This is a genomic window from Sphingobacterium sp. B16(2022), assembly GCF_012030425.1.
GTDB lineage: Bacteria > Bacteroidota > Bacteroidia > Sphingobacteriales > Sphingobacteriaceae > Sphingobacterium > Sphingobacterium anhuiense.
This window is the reverse complement of the sequence record NZ_JAAUVN010000001.1, coordinates 737754-758750: the sequence shown is the minus strand read 5'-3', so window position 1 is coordinate 758750 and position 20997 is coordinate 737754. Positions and strand designations below refer to the sequence as shown.

The following is a 20997-nucleotide window of genomic DNA, read 5'->3' as shown; positions in this document are numbered from 1 at the left end:
TATGATAAGCGAAAAGAAACCTACTGAGATTATTTCGCTCGACAAGAGAACAGAAGAAATCATAGATATTATTGAGCGCATGCCTAATACATTTGCAAAAAATATAACGCTTGTGGTATGTTTTATTGTAATTTTATTGGTTTCTTTTGGTTACATCATTAAATATCCTGATATAATTACTGGACAACTAACAATCAATGCTGATCAGGCTCCATTACGATTGGTTACGGAAATCAATGGGAAATTGAGACTTAATGGTATTAAATCTTTAGAAAAGGTAAAAGCCGGTCAAGTAATTGGCTGGATCGATAATGCTACTGATCCACATTTAATTTCAGAAATAAGGACACAAATTTCTAAACTTAACCTCCCCACAGATGATGCTTACAATATTTACAATAATTTATATAAGAATAAAAACTTGGGTGATATTACCGCTCCATATACAAATTTTTTATCAGCCTTAAAACAGTTAGCGGATTATCAACACAATCGATTATATGATAAACAGGAACAAGCTTTATATGGTATACTAAACGAACAAACACAAGCACTAACTGTTTTAAAAAATAAAGAATCTATTAGTAAAGAAAATTTAACGTTATCAGATCGAATGTATGAAAGGGATTCTATTCTTTTCAATAGAAAAGTAATTAGTTTGTCCGAGTTTGAAAAATCGAAAGCCTCCTACCTAGGTTCAAATGACTATTTCCAAACGTCAATCCGTAACACAGGTAGCATACGTGAACAGATTCAAGGTACTGAAAAAAATATACAGGAAATAAAAGTCAATAAAAGTGAACGGGAGCTGCAACTTAATCTAGAAGTTTTAACTTCATATAACAATTTAATTGACAAGCTAAATAACTGGGAAAAATTATATCTATTTAGAGCACCTTTTGACGGTAAGATTCAATTTTTAAAATTTTGGAATGACAATCAATTCGTGCAGCAAGGAGAACATCTATTTTCTATTGTTCCATCACAAAATAATTTGATCGGTCAAGTCATGCTTCCTGTAAATGGTGCCGGTAAAGTAAAAAGCGGTCAAAATGTAATTGTTAAATTAGCAGATTATCCATATATGGAATTTGGATATATTAAAGCTATAGTAAACAATATAGATTTAGTAAGTAACAGTACAAAAACTGCAGATGGAGATATTGAAACATATCTAGTAACGCTTCATTTTCCGAAAGGATTAACAACAAACTATGGATCAAACCTCGAATTCAGATATGAATCTAAAGGTGTCGCAGAAATAATAACTAAAGATAGGCGCTTGATAGAACGCTTTTTTGATAACCTTAAGTATATAGCACAACCACAAAACTAAATTAGAAATATAGGATTGAAGTACGAGTATAGACTTTGTTCTTAATAACTGATCCATCGATATCTCCACGTACTGCTTCTGCTTGTTTATGTTGAATTTCATTGAGCAATACAGGAGTACCGATATCGGTGATCATAAACATTTGCGTTCCCTTGCCCGAGAGTTCATTAATATTGACGCGGAAGCCTATAACGGCATCTGCCTTATAGCTACGGGCATTTTGCTTTAAAGACTTGACTACGCTCTTATATAGCTCCTGTTTTTGTTTTCATAATTGCGGGAGCGTCCACCGAAAAATCCCAAATACGGGAAGCCTTAAGGATGGTATAAAACGTATAAAGCCATTCTGTCAAGAATGGCTTTATACGTTTATCTATATGAGCTATTTGATTTATTTCAGTTTTTCAATCTCGTCGATGGTAAGACCGGTACCTTTTGCAATATCGGCAATAGGTAAGCCCATCTTTTTAAATTTTAAAGCTGTCTCAATGGCTTTTTTGTGTTCGCCTTGGGCTTTAGCAATTACAACTGCTTTCTTGGATGCTTGCTTAGCCTCTTTATTTGTTATTAAATTTCTCCATGGTAAACAATGGTTCGTAAGAATAGTACTACAATTAATCTTCTTTTTAATTCACAGCAAATGGAGCCTGGTTGATCCAATTAAAATGAAAAATAATATTTGCTAATGGTTTTAATAGATTTTCTAAAAAATCTATTAATTGTAAATCATGATTGATTTCTGAAGGAGTTAAAGCAATATCATATGGAAAGATGTATATCTTCACTCTATTATCGGTTATTTCCTTAATTTCATTTACTGAAGGGCTAGATTTCACCAATATTAAATTTAGGTTGATTCTTTCATCTTCACTTAGAGATTGTTTTAGATTATCAAAATACGTAGTTAATCCACCATTGACTTGATTAAAATAATCCACAAAAAAAACATTTATTTTATCCATAAGCCCTACTAATTTTTAATAAGATTATAATACATGGTTCTCTTTTTAAAATAATGGCTATCAGCATCTAGTTGTTGGTAAAAGCCCAAAGGAATTGCGATGCTACTATCTACAAAAATGATAGAATCGTATCTCTTTGGCAGATTAGTAAATTTAAAAAGATCTTTCCCCAAACTGTTTCTATAAATATGCAAAGACGTCTTTATACTATTATTGCATAATTTATCCATGGGATATAAAAAAAGCTTTTTATGAAGACTGGCCGCCTGATATTCAAAACTATCTTCTGGAATATTTCGAATAAAATCAATACAAAAGTTTTTAAAATAATCACAACTATCTTGAATAAAAGTCCCGGAACCGGCAGTAAAATTTATTGCATAATACTTCTGTTTGAATGTCTTATTTAAGAAATTACCTAATACTTTTTCACTCACTTCATTTACAAGAGGAATTTTCTGCAGATGACCTGAATGTGCTAAGATGGCAATTTTTTCATCTTCAGTAGTAAATAAGCTATCTAAATATAATGTTCTTCGAAACATATTCCTATCTCTGCTTAATGAAAGGTCCTGCCAATTCTTAAACCGAGGTTCAGAAAGCACATAATCATAGTATTGAAAGTATTTTTCCCCCATTACTATCTTTAACGACTCATCATTATTTGCTAAAATCTTCACAGAATCAAGTTGATTACTATAAAGTAATTTGATATAATTTTTGCCTTTATCTTCCCCTAATAAATTATAATGAAAGTCCATTAAAGGAATTGATATATTATCAAAATTTCCATTGTTATCAATACCAACAAGATGAACTTTTTTAATATTTTTATCATTATAGGTTCTTAACCAATCCAAGAAAGTGATAAATGTATTATTTCCAAAGCCTAAATCTAATATCTCTTTTATCCTGTCCCTCGAGGAAATGGGTATAAGACCTTGTATATAAAGATCGAACAACATAAAAACCTGAAAATCTCCCTCAGCTAAGATTAGCTTACAATTATGATCTAGAATCAGACTTTTCAAAAAAAACAGTCTTAAATTTCTTAATGTTTCACTTCCATGGGTAATCTCGCCAAGTCCGATGATTTTTGCATCTTGAAGCTGTGGCATCTGTTTCCAAAAAAGCCTGTCATTTTCAATTTTTAAGGGAATAATATTGTTTTCATTTAGTGCAGGTTGTATAATAATATTATCCTCTGTACCTGTTTTCATTTCATTCAATAACTGTTTCCCTACTTTTACCTGAACATTCTTTAAATCAACGAACTGATTGGTATCCCTATTTCCGGAATATTCGATATATATATTGATCGCTTTACTCTCTTTTAAACTACCGTATACGGTAAGTTTTTTCCAATCTCCTGATACTTTTGATTGATTAGAATAATGAAAATTTATATTTTCATTATCGCCGATTCCTATGAGCGATAATTTAATCGATTTTTCAGAGTCACCTTTGTAATGGACGGAAACAGATAAATTTTTCTCTTTTTGTAAAGTTGCAGGTAATACAATATGTTTAGTAAGCAAAAATTTCATTGCTATTGTATCATTAAACTGGTTTATTTTCCTTAGAACGCTGATTGACAAAAATCTACTATTATTAGAGTCTTCCATTAAATTTAGATTACATCTATTTTGTACTTTAATCCAATCCCACGCACAATTGTCAAATTGCTTAAAATTTAAATCGTACTTCTCATTAAAAGTTTGTCCATGAACTTTTAATGAGAATATTAACACTAGGTATAAACAAATGAAGATGACCCGCATTTAAAAAAAATAAAATTAATTTTTTAAGAAAAGATTTAACAGTATTAATATCATACTGTGGAAGTATCTTGTATTTTAATAAAATCTTAAATCAAATTTAATATCCCCAGCTACCCATAATTCTAGAGTCATTTTTACTGATTGTGCCTGTAGTACCCGCTTGTGGATCGTAATAATATTAACTGGAGGAACTAGCATTACCTGTAATTACTATTGTGTGTTCATTTCCTCCTCAAAGATTAAGAAAAGCAACACTTTGGTCACCATTCATAGACATTTCACTTGAACCTGTTGGAACATCTCCTTGTCTAGTTAATCTCATGAATGCTGCAAATGCACCTGCATCAGTTGAATTAACACATGTTTACGATCCAGTATATTCATACATACCAGAGGCACCAGGGATGTGAGACATGCCATTTCTTTCTGCCATAAATGTACCATACTGACTTAGAACATAATCATAACTCCGTCCTGTTGCGGCAGCAATGGCTTGAATAACACAATCATTATTACCAAAATTAACCCAACCTAAAATTTCATTTGATTTTTTAATTCGATAACTTGCAATTCAGCTTCCAAAGCTTCAATTGATAATTTTTATTATTTACTGTTTTATTAGTTTATATTATATGGTTAATTTATAAATGGTTTATCTCTTTTTTTTCAAAAGCATTATTATTATTATTATTATTATTATTATTATTATTATTATTATTATTATTATTATCAAAATTATACTTTACATCAAATAGAGTTGTTAACAAATTGTTAATGGATATAACTTTTTTTATTATTCGAGAAAAAAATCACACCAATTAATCAAAAAAGAAATAAAAATCCAATTAAAATAACAAAAGTCAACTAGAATTTAGTTTATTATAATCTAAGTTTCCAAGTCCACATTTGTTAAAAATATCGTACAGACTGCATGATACGGTTTGAAGTAGATGCGAAGTCTTCTAAATGTCCAAAAAAATCAAACAGTTTAAAACTGGGCATAAATGTTTAGATTTAAGTAATAAGATGAAAAAGACACGTTTTACAGAAACACAGATTGTAATAGCTCTCAAAGAAGGAGAAGAAGGTAGAAAGACGGATGATATCTGCCGGGAGCTTGAGATTAGCAAAGCCACCTTTTATAACTGGAAAAGACGTTACGGTGTTATGGAAGCTACGGTTAACCTATATACTTATAATGACTAAATCTATGTCTTCAATCTTCATCAAATATAGCTTATCTAGGTACTTTATCATTTTTTCATTATTGGTATGTAGCTATATTGCTAAAAGTCAAGAAGAAGAAAAAATTCGATTTTATTCATATGAGAGCTTTATACCGACTCCTCGAATAGGCGTTTATCAATTTTATAAAGAACTTATAAAAGCTTTCCCTAAAGCTCATGAAAAACAAAAAATTAGTTTTCTTGTATTAAAAGATAGCTCTGTCAAGGTTAAAAATATTGATTATCCAAGTTTTGGAATGGACTCAATACAGCAAAAGTTTGAAAATATATCAAAATGGATACCTGTTTATATGAACAGTAGAGCTTCCATTTTCAATCAAGATTATACCTTTCAGTTTGGCAAGCTGTCTTATATAGGTGAGGTCGGATTTTACTTCACAAATAAGGATTCTGTAATTGTTTATGATAAAAATCATATTCGATATGTAGGAGGAAAGTTGTTAGGGAACATGCAAGTGTCTACGATAGACTATTTTTATAATAAGGGCAAAATCAACAAAATTATTATCGAAAAAAAATATTCTCAAAATCATATTGAGGATCTTAAAAAATATAACAATTACTATAATTACAAGTTGTTAGAACAGTTTTTAGTTTTTTATTATGGGTTACCCACAGAATTTATTCAATCTCCGACTATCGATAGCCTACATGGCCAAAGTTTTTTTGAAATGATTAAAGAAATTGAAAACAAAGACTATTCGGTATTGTGGAAAGATTTTTTGGATGGGAAAATTTTACTGGAAACAACAAAAGGTACAACTCAGTTAACGTATGAATTCTACTAAAGATGTTGAAGCAATACAGGTGTACCGATAGCGGTGATCATAAACGATCGGTGTTCCTTTGCCCGAGAGCTCGTCAATATTGACGCTGAAGCCTATAACGGCATCTGCCCTATAGCTACGGGCATTTTGCTTTAAAGACTCCACTACGCTCTTATATAGCTCCTGTAATTTGTTTTCATAATTGCGGGAGCGTCCACCGAAAAAGTCTACGAAGCTCGCTCCTATTTCACTCAGAGCATTGGCTCCAATAACAGCTGTTGCTGATATAGGATCAAAATAACGCAGGACTTCTCTCCCCTCGATGGTATTGGTACTGGTAACGATCATGGTGTATGATGAATACTGTTTTAAAAGCCCGAAAATAAAGGATCGCTTTGATTAAAAAATACGGGAAGCCGTAAGGATGGTATAAAACAAATAAAGCCATTCTTGACAGAATGGCTTTAGATGTTATTTTTATGATCTATTTGATTTAATTTACGTGTTACATTTTTAATCTTTTTATAACACGTAATGACCACGTGTTAAATTTTTAATCTTTTTATAACACGTAAAACACAAAATGCATGAGCATGTTGCTGATAGATTGTAGTATTTATTAATAATAAGATGCTTCTATGTAGTTTTTACGCCTTTACATTTAGCTTTAAATTTCCATTAGGAAAATTAATATTTCCAGCACCGCCCCAAATAAATATGGTGGATTTATAGTAATTGGCAGCTGTTTGCTTGGTTGCGCAATCTTGAACATAAATATCAACTTCATAAAGTGGTGCAAAATCGGGGTTTTGAGAATGAAAATTCATGCCTGTACCTCCGCTTTCAAATACTTGACCTATGTACCTAACTATACCATTTCATTTATTGGACCAGTTATAAGTATGACCCGTACCAATTATACCCAATCCACCCCTGAGACCATCTTGGCCATCTCTATAAGATAAATGATTTACAATTTGAATGTCAACATTACCGTATATATTTCTTTTGATTTTCTGTTATTTTCACAGATTAATAGAAATTATGCATGAGTCGTGGCATATATTATTACGCTCATAAAAAGGATGATTCTGTTGTTATCCCCAAGCTTACGGACTTATCAATCAGATATGTCCAACAAGTGGTTTTGAGACCTATTATGGGAAGATTCGTTTAGAAGGCTTAGTATGGAACAGAAAACGCGCGTTAAGGATATCTAGGAACTCGAAACGCAAATCTTCAATTTTGCACAAAAGTTCAATCGAAGAAGCGAACTTGATTTTAGCACTTTATTCGCCATATTGCCATACCGATGTTGTCGGCGGGCTTGCTTTTTGTCAGTCGCTAAATTCTTCAAAGTTTGCTTTTTGCATATTAGCCCAACTTAGCCAATAATCAATACCTGTCAAACCTGCACCTGCTGGGTCAATCTTAAAAAAATCGGGAATTATTTCAAAGCTTTTTCTTGTTTTCAATTCTGTCATATAGTGTGTCAAACACGCCAATAATTTCTCAAAGGATGAAAATATAATTTCACTCAATCCTTCAAGGTCACCACCAAATTCGTGGTCGTAAACCCTAATTGGAAATTCATTATTTATTGTGTCAATTCGTCCGTCAAATACCAAAGGCCCCGCATCATTTCCTTCGTTACCAAATGGATATAATTTTAATGGAATTAATTGTTCTGCAATAAACCAATTCAAGTTCTCCTTTATTTCTTCTAAAGGTAAATTTGGATTTGAAGTCGGCAGTCTAAGTATTGAAGTATCAGCGTCAAGAAAAAAATATTCCTTATGCCACTCAACAAAACTCTTCGGAAGCTTGATATTAAATTCTTTTTCAACTTTTTGATACTCTTCCTCAAGAAGTGTCCCTTTAATAAGTTTCCAACCAAACCAACCTTCTTCATCCTCTTCTGTCAAAATCATTTCCTGCGGTACATCGTCGGTATAAACCGTCTTATTCGAAAAGGCATTAAAGTAAGCATCGAAGAATTTATATGATAGGTTTGTCATAAGTGTTGGGTGTTAAGCTTGCAAACAACATTGTTTTTTTACGAAACTAATATACAAATCATTCGCCAATCCGCCAAATATAGGCGTATGCCTCGTCGTATGTTTGATTAAATCTAAGAATATAATTTATTAGATTTGAAGAAACATTCGACGCGACAGTATTGAATAAAATATTGAAAAAAAATGTTCTTATACCGACCTACAAATAACGCTTTAAACCATTTATTTACAGCGATTTATTGTCATTAAAATTTATTCACCTCTTTAACTTTATTCTGTTTTTAAAAACTAAATTGCTAGAATAGCAATTAAACAAATACTAAAAATAAATATACTTTATTCATGGACTTATATACCGATTACTTACTAAATCATTAATATCTTTTACAACTAGAAGCTGTTGATTTTTTATCAGATAATTTCGGTCTGTAAGATTTAAAACATCATTATAATAATGATCTGAAATTATAATGCCTTTTGTTTTTTTGACCTCTAATAAGAATTCATGAATGACATCCCGATATAGAGGTTCTACCATAGAAAAGGGTTCATCTAAAATTAAGAAAGAGTGATCTAAATGTCCGATCAATAGAAGTTCGAGGTATTTCAACTCACCTTCTGATAACGCTCCAATTTTTTTGCTCTCTAATGACGATATTCTTTTTGAATAAAAAATTTTATTCTGGCCTTCATCTGAAGGAAAGAATAAGGTAATGATATTTTTAACTAAGTAGCTCTTGGGCAAAAAGTGATGCTGTGGCAAGAGACCTATATGTTTTTTAGGAATAATATGATCTCTTGGAATAAGAGTGTTATTGATTTTAATATTTAAACTTCCTTTTTTTTCAGTGCCAAAGATCATTCCAAATAAAGTAGACTTACCGCTTCCATTTCTTCCAAAAATTCCTATGATTTCATGCATATCACAATAAAACTCTGCATTTAATAGTAGCTCAGATTGTTTAGGGAATTGAATAGAAATATTGTCGACAATTAATTTTTTCATTTAATGACAAAATAATAAAACAACAGTAATAAAAGAGAAACAAAAGTATTCAACAAAAATACCTTAGCAATGAGGTGTAGTTTTGAATAACCTAAATTATAATAGATATAATATTGATCAGAATAAATGTAGTTATAAGCCTTAAATCCAACCCAAACCCCTACAGTAGCGAAGGTAATGCATGAAAAGACAATTCCTGTGATAAAACAAATGATAATACTAAAAGCCATATTAAACATGGTGAGATCTCGATAGTACTTTAATACAGGACTCATAATGGCCTTATTTAAAAAATGATTTTTCTTCTCTGAAGATTGTTTATAATGTTAGCCCAAACATATTAAAAATTAAGCTTTCGAATTGTTAAAAAACTATAAATAACAAAAGCCACCTCTCACGACGTGGCCTTCACTAAACATATGAATTTAACTTAACTTACTTATAGGTATTGATTGATTGGGAAACTTTCCAGTTACCGCCGTCATTGACTAAAGTCACAAGATCGCTTTTGGTAAAACCTTCAAATTGCATCGTTACTTTGGCTATCATGTAGTCCGCTGACTCCTGTACGATGGTGGTACTTGTTTTACAGTTTAACTGCTCTCCTTTTTGTTTTTTCAAAAAGGATATAACTTCTGAACGGCTGTTAGTTTTATCTTCTGATGCCTGAACTTTTTGACTGAAGTCTGCTGTAAACAACTGCTCTACTCCTGCCGACTGTCCTTCTGTCATAACCGCAACATAATGATCAATGGCCAAATCTGCTGTAGATAAATTGACCACAGCTTTTTTAGGGTTTGCTACCTCTGGTTTGCCTGCTGCCATAGTGAATGTTGATACTGCGATCAAGGCTGCTGCTGCGAATGTTTTTGCTATAGTGTTCATAATGTCTTTATTTTATAGTTTGTTAGTTCTTATTTGTTGATTCAAAAGTAGGATGTAGATCGTCCCTACCCTATGGCAATTAGACTAAACCAACAAAAAACTCGGTGAATGAGGGAAATAGCTAGGTGAAGTTGTGACCTATCATTTCTTTTGTTAAATTGTAAAGGATTACCAAACTAATAACGAATTAAAATATGCAAACAATAATTCCACCCGTATTAAATGAATTCAAAAATGAGTTAGAATATTATAAATTAGATACAATCAAGATCACAGCTTCGCCCATTGAGGATGGGGAAATTTTAGAGATTAAAAGAAGTAAATTTTTGGGTAATCCGTACTTACCCCTTCAATTTGAGTATCCAAAGGATAAAAATGATAAGCCTTTAATTTTAATAGCACAATTAAATTTTTCAGAAATACCAACTCTACAAAATTATCCAGATTCAGGTATTCTACAATTTTATATCTCCGCGACTGACTGGTACGACATGACCGATTATAGAGTAATATATCATGAAAATACTTCAATTGATCACCAAACTGATTTTTCCTTCTTAACGGATGATCTTTATGAAGAGACACCTATTTTTTGTGAGCACAGACTTCAATTCAATAAAAATTCAGAATATGGGGGTTCTGAAGATTTCAGATTTGACATCATGCTTAATGGCAAAGACTTGTATGATTACTGCGAAACATTATCAAAGGAGGAAGCAGATCAGGTTGAAAGTCTTTTTGATGCATCGGGGCATAAAATAAGTGGATATGCTTACTTCACACAATCAGATCCCAGAGATAATAAAATGTCTAATCTTAGCGAGGATTTACTACTTTTGCAAATCGATACTGATGAACAGATCATGTTTGGAGATTGTGGTGTTGCCAATTTTTTCATTCACCCTGAAGATTTGATAAATAAGCGATTTGACAAAGCTTGGTTCAATTGGGATTGTTGCTAATCATTTAATTCTATGGATGATTTTCTTTTTCCTTTGATTTTTGTCATCTTCATAGGTACACCAATTGTCGTGGGATTATTGATATATATAATACCTAAAAAACTGGGATACCCAAGGTTTGCAAGATCTCTGCTATTTACCTATGGTTCTATTTGTCTATTATTTACATTTTATCTATTTTTTAGTGATTATTTTTTCACGAAATCTGATGCGCTCAAACTAGTTGAAGAACAAGGGATAACATTAGTAAATGAATTTAAGATCAGTAACAATAACTCATCTTTTGCAATTGGTGAGAGTTATAAAACATTTACGCTTAAAATCTCTAATTTTGATAAACAAAAAGCTATTTCGAAAATTATAAATTCCAAAAATTTCCATTCAACCGAAGATTCTAATCACATTGTATCTTATAATTCATTAAATCAATATTGGGGTCCAAAAATTACACAGAATTATGAAACAGAAGATGCTTATGTTAGGGAGTATTTTAAGCCCAGTGGACAAAATAATTATGCCCCTACTTTTAGAAAAATTACGATAAGCAAACTAAAAAATGAATTAATTTATGAGGATATAGACGAATAGAATCATTCTGTAAAAACATCTAATACTATTTAAGAATATTTTTATTCAATCAAGTTTGACACCTTTGTTTATAAGCGGAAAGACATTGTGCCATGGTCATGGCGGACAAAATGGACTGGAATTAGTATTTACAGCTTGGTTAGCTTTACCAATTTTAATACTATTTAGTTTTGTATTTAACCGTATATTCAAGCCAACGAATTTTTACACAAAAAAAATGAACAAATAAGAAATCACGACTATTAACTGGCTTTTTGCAAAAGAGCCTATTGATTGCTAAAAAAATTTTCTGCTTTTATTCAATTTCGATATTGATAAGTAGCTTTCTCCTCCTAAATCGCTTGTACGCTGGAATGTTAGTCAATTATAAGTTTAACCCAAAAAACAATGTTTATAAAAAAGATTTCATTTATTATAAAAACAAAAGTAAATAAAGACAAAATTTACGATGAGTTCAATTTACTCTTATCCTTTTATAGAGGAAATGGTCAAACGCAAGGAAAAATTGAAAGTCAGTACATCAAAAAAAATAAAATAGTAAGTCTTCCATATACACTTGAAAAAAATTCCCTTAGTAAAAAGTATAATAACAAATATGTCAAAGGCCAAATAGATAAAATTGAAAAACTTAGTGGATCGAGAATTTCAATTAAGAATTTAGGTAAAACAAGTTCAGAGTATAAGAAACCTTGTATATGTTGTAAATCTGAATTTTACATTCTTATCACAAACTACATTTCGATTGACTCTCCATTAACGTGTGGTACATGTAACAAATCTGTCCCACTTTATAAGCTACCAAAATTTTACGACTTTGGTTATATGCCAATTTTAAGTTGGGAAACAAACTATCAAGCTTGTGATAGCTTACAAATGAATTGTGAGGTCGGAGAACGTTGGTCTTTAAATCAGATGCAAGAAACAAAATCACCATTATCAAAGCAAGGTTTGGATATATGTAAACAAATTGAAGAACAAACGACAATTCCAACATTTTATTATTTATACAATTACAGGAAAAATAGTGGAGATGATAAAAATAGACTCTGCCCAAATTGTAAGAAAAAATGGACCTTAAAAACACAATTACATAATCTTTATGATTTCAAATGTGATAATTGTAGAATCATATCAACAATATCTACAAATACATAAATGACCCTAGACATCCTCTTTATAATATGTAAATCACTGGAGTGTTTAAAATACAGCAAGACAAGAGACATAAGTTAACTTTAAAATTTATGATGACTCTCTAGGTATATTGAAAATTTATGTAAATTTAAGCATTCAGTGTTTTAAACTGATAAGATCTAAAGAATAAAGCTTATTTTAACTATAAAAACTCAGTGACAAATATCATTTCAAAATTAATTCAGTCAAAAATAGCTTCAGGTATTTTGTTAGCAAATTTATTTGCCATGACAGTTATCGGACTACAAAGCGCTTTTGGTCATGAAGATGCAGGAATACTTATCTTTTCGGAATTTGTAATCATACCGATGCTCATGGGCATAATCTCAACCTGGTATTGGAAAAATCTGAATTTAAAGGGTAAACAGATAACAGGATATTCTATAATAAGTGGCATAATTGCTATCGCTTTAAGTTATTTTTTTTTAAATGAAGGAGTAATCTGCTTACTGATAGTATCTCCACTGATCTTTGGGTTTATCATTTCAGGGGCCTTCATAGGCAGAGCAATGTTTAAAAGAAACAATCAAAAACTGAATGTGAGTCTAATTAGTATCTTAATTCTCATTTTTATTGTAGATTCTATTTCTGACCACGATCATGAAAATATGGTTTCAGATAAAATAGTAATCAATGCGACCCCGGAAGAAATTTGGCAACACATAGTGGCATTTGATAAGATTGAAAACAAAGAAAATTATTGGCTTTTCAAAATTGGTATGCCTAGTCCTATGGCGACTACAGTAAGTGACAGGAAGCTTGGTGCAAATCGTAAATGTATTTTTAGCAACGGCTACATCTTTGATGAAACTATTGTTGAATTTGATATCAATAAAAACTTGACATTTGACATTATTGATCAACCTAAAGATCCTGAGATTATGGGACATATTGATATCACAAAAGGTCAATTTTTATTACACGATAATGGTGACGGCACCACAACATTAACAGGAAACAGCTGGTATAAACTCCACGTGTTTCCTACTTGGTATTATGATTTATGGGCTGAAAGTATTACAAGAAATGTTCATTTTAGGGTAATGGAGCATGTTAAGGTTTTAAGTGAATCATAACTTATGTTTTCATTTGTCGTGAAATACCTTGGCTTCTTAAAGTCTATCCCTCTGATAGCAATTTTATATGATAGCCTCATTAGACTTTGGTTCTTTGCTACAAAACCACAACTGTTGGACTGGCTTGATGATATCGAAGAAACGATTTCAAAATATCCGAACACCAGTATTACTGTTCATAAATATGGTGGAACTCAGTTTAATTACTTGGATAAAGAATTTGGGCATTTGCATAGTAATGGATTATTAGACATCCGCTTAAATAAAACTATTAAACAACAGCTGCTCAAGGATGGTAAAATACAAAATCATCATGTTTTTAAAAATTCAGGCTGGATCAGTTTTTACATTACAAATGAACAGGACTGTAAGTACGCAATGGGATTGCTTTTATTGGCTTATGAAAAAAAAGCCTCAATATTTAAATCTACATAATATTAAAACCAAAAGAATATCCACTAAAATATTCGATTAACCAAAATGCTTAAAGCTTTTATAAATTATTGTTAAAATACCAGATGCCACAAAAAATAGCCAATATTTCCTCATTTCACTGTAGCCATCTTGAGATGAATACTTTAACATAAATCCAAGACCGATAGAAAGAAAGGATGCGATTAAACCTAACATAGAAATACTGTTTAAATTTACTGATCAGTAAAAATATACTTATTTCTTTATATGTAGAATATTTATCAACTCGAATCAATGGCGATAAAAAAGAAAAGCCACATCTCACGACGTGGCCTTAACTAAACATATGATTAAACAGTAAATTACTTGTAGGAGTTGATCGATTGGGATACTTTCCAGCTTCCACCGTCATTGAGTAAAGTCACGAGATCGGTTTTGGTAAAGCCTTCAAATTGCATCGTTACTTTGGCTAACATGTAGTCACCAGACTCCTGTACGATGGTGGTACTTGTTTTACAGTTTAACTGCTCACCTTTTTGTTTCTTCAAGAATGAAATAACTTCCGAACGGCTGTTAGTTTTATCTTCCGATGCTTGTACTTTTTGACTAAAATCTGCTGTAAACAACTGCTCTACTCCTGCCGATTGTCCTTCTGTCATAACCGCAACGTAATGATCAATAGCTAAATCTGCTGTGGATAGATTAACTACTGCTTTTTTAGGGTTTGATACCTCTGACTTGCCTGCTGCCATACTGAATGTAGATACTGCGATCAAGGCTGCTGCTGCGAATGTTTTTGCTATAGTGTTCATAATGTCTTTATGTTATATTGTTAGTTTTTTTTAATTGTTAATTCAAAAGTAGGATGTAAATCGTCTCTACCCTATGACAATTAGACTAAACCAACTAAAAACTCGGTGAACGAAGGAAATGGATAGGTGAAGTTGTGACGGTCCTAAACAAACTACCTTGCTATTCAATTTTTGTAGATTATGTTAGCAGTTTATGACAAATACTCAGTATGAGCCGGCTCAATATGTCTGAATGTTTATTTTCAGAATTAATGCTTTTATAATATTTAACAATAAATAAACTTTTCGACCTAAATGATAGCTTAAAAATGAAATATATCAATCAAAATTATTAACTTCAAATAGAATTAAACGTAAAATTACTGACAGTCACCCTTTTTGGTCAATTTACCCTAATTTTAAACCACAAATAAATGATAAAAGCTATTCGAATTTCTCTCCTCTTAACGTTTATCTTTTCAGGTATTACAAATTTGTCTGCGCAGTCAAAAGATCAGTTTGTATTAAAAGCTGTCATCGATACCGTACCTAATGCAACCTACTTTATAAGATATGCAAATGGCAATAAAATAATGCATGATACAATAACACTGGATAAAAATAGCAGTTTTATATATCAGGCTACAATTCATGAACCAACAATTTTTTCCTTAAGCGTGCCCAATATTTACAACGATAGAATCATAGGAGATTTTATTGTCTATTCTTTTTGGGTAGAGCCAGGCAAAACGATATTATTAAAAGGTAACAGCGGATGGTTAATAAAAGGTTTACATGGACTGGCTTCAAGATCGGACCGCTATGAACTTAGAAATTCGGTCTTAGATAGTCTTGATAAAATTTATAAAAAGAAATGGTCCGAGGCGCTAGATTCTCGTAAGAAACAAAAGGGATCTGAATTAAACAATGATGAATCATTAGCGGTTTATGATAGCATTACAAATACTTTTATTGTAAGAGAACCTAAAAACTATTATGGATTATATTTGATTAATAAAAAATTAATAACTAAAATTTTTGAAATTCAACAAGTAAAGAAATGGATCTCGAGTTATCCTGAATCACTTACTTCGACCTATTTAGGGAAAGAAATCTATTCTAAAATCTCCGGTAACGAAATGAGTCAGATCGGTCAGGTACTACCAGATTTTGAGCAGCCGGATACCGCATCGAACTTCATAAAATTGTCTAGTTTTCGTGGCAAGTACGTCTTCGTCGACTTCTGGGCATCTTGGTGTGGGCCATGTCGAGCAGAAAACCCCTATTTGATTAAAGCGTATGAGACATTTAAGTCAAAAGGTTTCGAAATTGTGGGAGTTTCGCTTGATAAGGAGAGAAAATCTTGGTTAAAAGCAATTCATGATGATGGTTTAACCTGGACTCAGCTTTCTGATCTAAAAGGATTTAATAATGAAGTTGCTAAGAGATTTTTAATTACTGCTATTCCTGAAAACTACTTACTAGATCCAAATGGTGTCATTGTTGCAAAAGGACTGAAAGGAGAGCAATTGATGGCAACCTTAGAAAAACTTTTAACGAAGTAAATAACAATAACTCAACAATCTCGTCTTGGACAGTTCTAGTAACAATCATGGTTTATGATGAATACTGTTTTCAAAGGTCAAAAATAAATGATCGGTTTGATTAGAAAATACGGGAAGCCGTAAGGAGAACAATTTATGATTAAATTGATTTTTAACCACGTAAGATCTACATTTAAAAATGAGAAATTTAAAATTTTATCCTTCCGTTTCATATTTCACAAGCTAAATCTTGGACATTTAAAATAGCTAAAAAATAAGAACTCATTCTTCTATTACATAAGAATTCAACAACAAAAAATTGATCAATTTAATCTCATTACTAAAAATTAAACAATCGATTGCCTTAAAACACCACTTGATAATTATAATTTATTAATATAACTTTAGATTACAATTATAAAACCAAAAATCAATTACGAATTGAAACATACATATATTTTCATGCAAAAATTAATACTAACATTTTGCCTTGCACTGGCCTTTGTTATATCTTCTGCGCAAATAAAAAAAGATAATCATGGATTTTCAAAATTTGATTCCAGTAATAAAGAAGAAAAAAATAAAGCCCTATCCAATCTGTATGGAAATTGGTACAATCCCAAAACTAATAGTTGGGAATATGGTTTTTTTGAAGACTTTGCGATAATTAATGGTGATTTTTTCGATTATAAAAGTGTTAGTAAGGAGAAAAATGCCATTAAAATACATCTAATTTCACAGAATAATAAAGAAATTGTACTAACAGGGACTGTTCAAAAAGATGAACTGTTTTTAAAAACAGGAAAAAACAAATCTAAACTATTACGAATAGATAAGTTCTTGAAAAATGACCCCACCGTGGATCATCGCTTATTCTATGATTCGGAATTCAAGGGAGTAGATACCACAACTGTGACTGGTTATCTTAGAAATAGCACATCAAATGCTCCTGTCAAAATTAGTATTCATAATTGGCTCAAAGATGAAAATGATAATTACTTTGCGGATGTAGATAGTCTGGGACGCTTTTCAGTGAAAATTCCTATGATAAATACGACTCAGGTTTATATGTTGTTGACACCAACAAGTTTTATTAGAACAGTACTAGAGCCGGGCAAAAAGTATAGCCTGTTCAATGATTTAGACAGCAAACAACTGTTTTTTGCAGGAACAGATGTACGTGTTCAAAATGAATTGGCAAGATACGATGATTTTATTTTCGACAAATTATATAAATCAATGACTGCTGACGTGGCGAGAGCAAAATACAATCAGGAACAGGCTCTGCGTGGAGATGACTTTCTTAGCTATAAAATGAAAGAATTAGATAGTTTAAAATACATTAATTCCTTATTTCTAAATAACTACACGACACTATCCGATAGAACAAAATACTATATTGATAAAAATACTGACTTTCAAATTGCATCTAAATTAATGCAAAAGAAATTTTCTCTAGATCGCAATAAGAAAGAGCATTTTTCTGAATTGTATATGCAGACAGTAACAGATAATTTTTATGATAAACTTAAACCGACAAGCCTTTTACAGGATAATGCTACATTCTTGAGAGATTATATCAGTTATAAAAAGGAAATGGACTCCACATCTAATAAGCTTATTTATTATACTGATGTTATTGATTATTTAATTATAAATAAGAAAATAAACGTTACACCCGAGGTAGTGCAGTACTCACATTTAATATCGGATCGGGAGTCAAATAAAAAGAACAAATTACTTATTGAAGACTTATTGAAAAAAGACAGTACAATTCGCCATCAGTATAATTTGATTGATAAGCAGTACCAAGATCTAATTGCACAACGTAGCTCTCTGTGCTTACGCGTAATAAACCCGTTGCAATATTTTTCAGCAAATCTTTCTCCAGAACTACGCGATATATTTCATACTGAAAACATTTTGAAGTTTTTAAAATCTGAACCTGTTCCTCTTGATGAACAAACAATTAGTGAAATAACAGAACCTATAAACAATTCATACTTTGTAGGTGAAATAAAGGCATCAAATAATAGTTTATTAAAATTGTCGAAGAGTTCGATGCAATATGAAGACAATTTAAGAAGAACTGAACATCTCAAATCTTCTAAAGATGCAGATAAACTGCTGGCAGAAATTCTAACTCCCCACAAAGGCAAAGTCGTGTACATAGATTTTTGGGGAACATGGTGCAGTCCTTGTGTTGCTGAAATGGAATATGTACCTGCTTTAAAGAAAGCGTTAGAAGGCAAAGATGTGGTGTTTATATATTTTGCGAATAGAACACCAAAGGATGCTTGGAAAAATTTTATAAAAAGAAAAGATCTAGAAGGAAAAAATGTCATTCACTACAATCTAGATGAAGAGCAGCAACGAAGTATAGAAACAAGACTTGGGATCAATGCTTTTCCTTCGTACCTATTATTAAACAAGAATGGTGAATTTGTTAATATGAAAGCCCCTAGACCTAGTGAGAAAGAAAGATTGACAAAAGAAATTGATAAACTTTTATTGGAATAATCAACAGTGCCAATTATCAACTATACATAGAGCGTGGCTTGACGGTCTTTGAATACTTGATCCTCCCCTGTTTCATTCATCGCTTTGAATAGCAAGGGAACAAATTCGGTCAATCGGGATGTGGCTATAAACTCGGCTGTAGCATTGTCCATGGTATAGATACCGATATAGCGTTCTATGATCAAGCTTGCTTTGACTTTGTTCTTAATAACTGAACCATCGATATCTCCACCTACTGCTTCTGCTTGTATATGTTTAATTTCATTGAGCAATACAGGTGTACCGATAGCGGTGATCATAAACATCTGCGTTCCTTTGCCCGAGAGCTCATCAATATTAACGCTGAAGCCTATAACGGCATCTGCCCGATACCTACGGGCATTTTGCTTTAAAGACTCCACTACGCTCTTATATAGCTCCTGTAATTTGTTTTCATAATTGCGGGAGCGCCCACCGAAGAGGTCTACGAAGCTGGCTCCTATTTCACTCAGAGCATTGGCTCCAATAACAGCTGTTGCTGAAATGGGATCAAAATAACGCAAGACTTCTCTCCCCTCGATGGTATTGGTACTGGAAACGATCATGGTGTATGATGAATACTGTTTTAAAAGCCCGAAAATAAAGCATCGGTTTGATTAAAAAATACGGGAAGCCGTAAGGATGGTATAAATAACAAGTAAAGCCATTCTTGACAGAATGGCTTTACTTGTTATTTTTATGATCTATTTAATTTATTTCAGTTTTTCAAGTTATTCAAGTTATTCAATTAAAGTTATCTCTTTGAGACAAAAATACTTTTACCTGTGGCATATTTGTTACTATTGGAAATCTTAAAGGGTGTATTATTCTTCCATAACATAACACTGATTGTCCCTTTTTTAGGCATTTCAAAACCTGTAATAAAAACATCATTATTGATAACCTTAATATCTATTGCACTTGCCTGCATATCATCCTGAGATAAGATTGTCTTTACGCCATTTTTCCATAGAACTGCTTTACTGTTATCAGAGGCACTAGATTGTCCTACGACATATACATCATCCCCCTTAACATAAATTGAACTTGCAAAACTAGATTCTCTATCCTTGTCAAATAGTGTCACAACACCATCTTTCCAAACAGTTGCATATGTAACTTGACCAAAAGCCCGCCATCCTACAGCATACAGAGCACCGTCAGTTACAAATATCTTTTTTATGGAATTTGATTCATATATGTTTTCTTTACCTAAATCTGTCACAACACCATTTTTCCATATAAACCCACCTCTATTGCCTATATCATAATATGTACCTCCTACATATATATCATTCTGTTTGATAAAAATGGAATTAGCTTGTCCTTCTTTTGACTTATCCAACAGATTTGATGCAATGCCATTTTTCCATAATTTGGCAATATCTCCGTTAGGTGATCCTTCGTATCCCACGATATATATATCGTTGCCATCTATCCAAACTGAATTTGCCTGAGAAGAATATTTCCCATCTGTTAATTCAATTAATTCATTATTTTTCCATAAGGCTGCCACTAAATTTTTATTGTTGCGCCATATATAACCAACTAAATAAACATCTTTCCCCGATACATACATATCGCTCACGGTTGCAACGGATTTCCCATCTGTAAGATTAGTATATTGACCATTTTTCCATAATTGAACAAAAGTATTTGAACCGTTAGTTTCCGTTCCTGCAATAAAAACATCATATTGAGGATCGTGACTTTCATTTTCCTCCGAATTTGTCGATTTTTTACAACCAAAAAAACATAATAAAACAACTAGTTTTATTACTAATAATGTGGATTTCATCATATTCCTTAAAATTCTATATTGTAATCTTATTTATATTTTCAAATTCAACAATGTGGTAGATAGTATTGGTAACGATCATGCTGTATG

The 20997-nt window shown here is 31.8% G+C and carries 19 protein-coding genes and 2 pseudogenes; 10 read left to right on the top strand and 11 right to left on the bottom strand.

The window, feature by feature from the left end:
* Position 1: 1 nt before the first annotated feature.
* On the top strand, positions 2-1336 hold the full coding sequence (locus tag HCX49_RS03420) for an HlyD family secretion protein (protein WP_168126140.1): 1335 nt from the start codon (positions 2-4) through the stop codon (positions 1334-1336).
* A 1-nt stretch (position 1337) separates the two neighbouring features.
* Here the strand turns inward: HCX49_RS03420 and HCX49_RS25640 are convergent.
* The 3 genes and pseudogenes from HCX49_RS25640 to HCX49_RS03405 all read right to left on the bottom strand — a co-directional run.
* Positions 1338-1577 (bottom strand): annotated as a pseudogene (locus HCX49_RS25640) (heavy metal-binding domain-containing protein); the annotation flags it as partial.
* A gap of 385 nt (positions 1578-1962) precedes the next feature.
* Positions 1963-2298 carry a hypothetical protein gene (locus HCX49_RS03410; RefSeq protein ID WP_168126139.1) on the bottom strand — a complete coding sequence of 112 codons (336 nt, stop codon included), beginning with the start codon at positions 2296-2298 and terminating at the stop codon, positions 1963-1965.
* An 8-nt stretch (positions 2299-2306) separates the two neighbouring features.
* Entirely contained in the window at positions 2307-3923 is a 1617-nt protein-coding gene (locus tag HCX49_RS03405; RefSeq protein WP_168126138.1) for an erythromycin esterase family protein, read from the bottom strand.
* A 1182-nt stretch (positions 3924-5105) separates the two neighbouring features.
* On the opposite strand from HCX49_RS03405, the pseudogene HCX49_RS03400 reads away from it, so the two are divergent.
* Both HCX49_RS03400 and HCX49_RS03395 read left to right on the top strand, forming a co-directional pair.
* Positions 5106-5258: pseudogene (locus HCX49_RS03400) on the top strand (transposase); the annotation flags it as partial.
* A gap of 31 nt (positions 5259-5289) precedes the next feature.
* Positions 5290-6114 carry a hypothetical protein gene (locus HCX49_RS03395; RefSeq protein ID WP_168126136.1) on the top strand — a complete coding sequence of 275 codons (825 nt, stop codon included), beginning with the start codon at positions 5290-5292 and terminating at the stop codon, positions 6112-6114.
* Here the strand turns inward: HCX49_RS03395 and HCX49_RS03390 are convergent.
* The 5 genes from HCX49_RS03390 to HCX49_RS03370 form a co-directional block, all read right to left on the bottom strand.
* Complete coding sequence (locus HCX49_RS03390) at positions 6094-6441, bottom strand: heavy metal-binding domain-containing protein (RefSeq protein WP_168126135.1); 348 nt, start codon at positions 6439-6441, stop codon at positions 6094-6096. The genes HCX49_RS03395 and HCX49_RS03390 overlap by 21 nt on opposite strands.
* A 299-nt stretch (positions 6442-6740) precedes the next feature.
* Complete coding sequence (locus HCX49_RS03385) at positions 6741-6920, bottom strand: hypothetical protein (RefSeq protein WP_168126134.1); 180 nt, start codon at positions 6918-6920, stop codon at positions 6741-6743.
* A 510-nt stretch (positions 6921-7430) separates the two neighbouring features.
* The gene (locus HCX49_RS03380) at positions 7431-8111 is read right to left on the bottom strand and encodes a hypothetical protein (protein WP_168126133.1); all 681 of its coding nucleotides are present in this window, start codon (positions 8109-8111) and stop codon (positions 7431-7433) included.
* 340 nt (positions 8112-8451) lie between these two features.
* A complete protein-coding gene (locus tag HCX49_RS03375; protein ID WP_168126132.1) occupies positions 8452-9117 on the bottom strand; it encodes an ATP-binding cassette domain-containing protein in 666 nt (221 codons plus the stop codon).
* 435 nt (positions 9118-9552) lie between these two features.
* The gene (locus HCX49_RS03370; protein WP_168126131.1) at positions 9553-10002 is read right to left on the bottom strand and encodes a nuclear transport factor 2 family protein; all 450 of its coding nucleotides are present in this window, start codon (positions 10000-10002) and stop codon (positions 9553-9555) included.
* Between the two features lie 194 nt (positions 10003-10196).
* Here HCX49_RS03370 and HCX49_RS03365 point away from each other — a divergent pair, with 194 nt between their 5' ends.
* From HCX49_RS03365 to HCX49_RS03345, 5 genes are all read left to right on the top strand, one after another.
* Positions 10197-10964, top strand: coding sequence for a YwqG family protein (locus tag HCX49_RS03365; RefSeq protein WP_168126130.1), 768 nt, complete (start codon positions 10197-10199; stop codon positions 10962-10964).
* Between the two features lie 12 nt (positions 10965-10976).
* Complete coding sequence (locus HCX49_RS03360) at positions 10977-11552, top strand: hypothetical protein (RefSeq protein ID WP_168126129.1); 576 nt, start codon at positions 10977-10979, stop codon at positions 11550-11552.
* Between the two features lie 387 nt (positions 11553-11939).
* A complete protein-coding gene (locus HCX49_RS03355) occupies positions 11940-12707 on the top strand; it encodes a DUF2310 family Zn-ribbon-containing protein (protein ID WP_168126128.1) in 768 nt (255 codons plus the stop codon).
* A gap of 194 nt (positions 12708-12901) precedes the next feature.
* Positions 12902-13822 carry a hypothetical protein gene (locus HCX49_RS03350; protein ID WP_168126127.1) on the top strand — a complete coding sequence of 307 codons (921 nt, stop codon included), beginning with the start codon at positions 12902-12904 and terminating at the stop codon, positions 13820-13822.
* 3 nt (positions 13823-13825) lie between these two features.
* Positions 13826-14257, top strand: a complete 432-nt coding sequence (locus HCX49_RS03345) for a luciferase family protein (RefSeq protein ID WP_168126126.1) — start codon at positions 13826-13828, stop codon at positions 14255-14257.
* Positions 14258-14598: 341 nt separating this feature from the next.
* Here HCX49_RS03345 and HCX49_RS03340 read toward each other — a convergent pair whose 3' ends face one another.
* Entirely contained in the window at positions 14599-15048 is a 450-nt protein-coding gene (locus HCX49_RS03340; RefSeq protein ID WP_168126125.1) for a nuclear transport factor 2 family protein, read from the bottom strand.
* 413 nt (positions 15049-15461) lie between these two features.
* On the opposite strand from HCX49_RS03340, the gene HCX49_RS03335 reads away from it, so the two are divergent.
* Both HCX49_RS03335 and HCX49_RS03330 read left to right on the top strand, forming a co-directional pair.
* Entirely contained in the window at positions 15462-16592 is a 1131-nt protein-coding gene (locus HCX49_RS03335) for a TlpA family protein disulfide reductase (protein ID WP_168126124.1), read from the top strand.
* A 441-nt stretch (positions 16593-17033) separates the two neighbouring features.
* A complete protein-coding gene (locus tag HCX49_RS03330; RefSeq protein ID WP_168126123.1) occupies positions 17034-19091 on the top strand; it encodes a TlpA family protein disulfide reductase in 2058 nt (685 codons plus the stop codon).
* Positions 19092-19111: 20 nt separating this feature from the next.
* Here HCX49_RS03330 and HCX49_RS03325 read toward each other — a convergent pair whose 3' ends face one another.
* Entirely contained in the window at positions 19112-19675 is a 564-nt protein-coding gene (locus HCX49_RS03325) for a heavy metal-binding domain-containing protein (protein ID WP_168126122.1), read from the bottom strand.
* Positions 19676-19863: 188 nt separating this feature from the next.
* Positions 19864-20910, bottom strand: a complete 1047-nt coding sequence (locus HCX49_RS03320; protein WP_168126121.1) for a hypothetical protein — start codon at positions 20908-20910, stop codon at positions 19864-19866.
* Between the last annotated feature and the right edge of the window lie 87 nt (positions 20911-20997).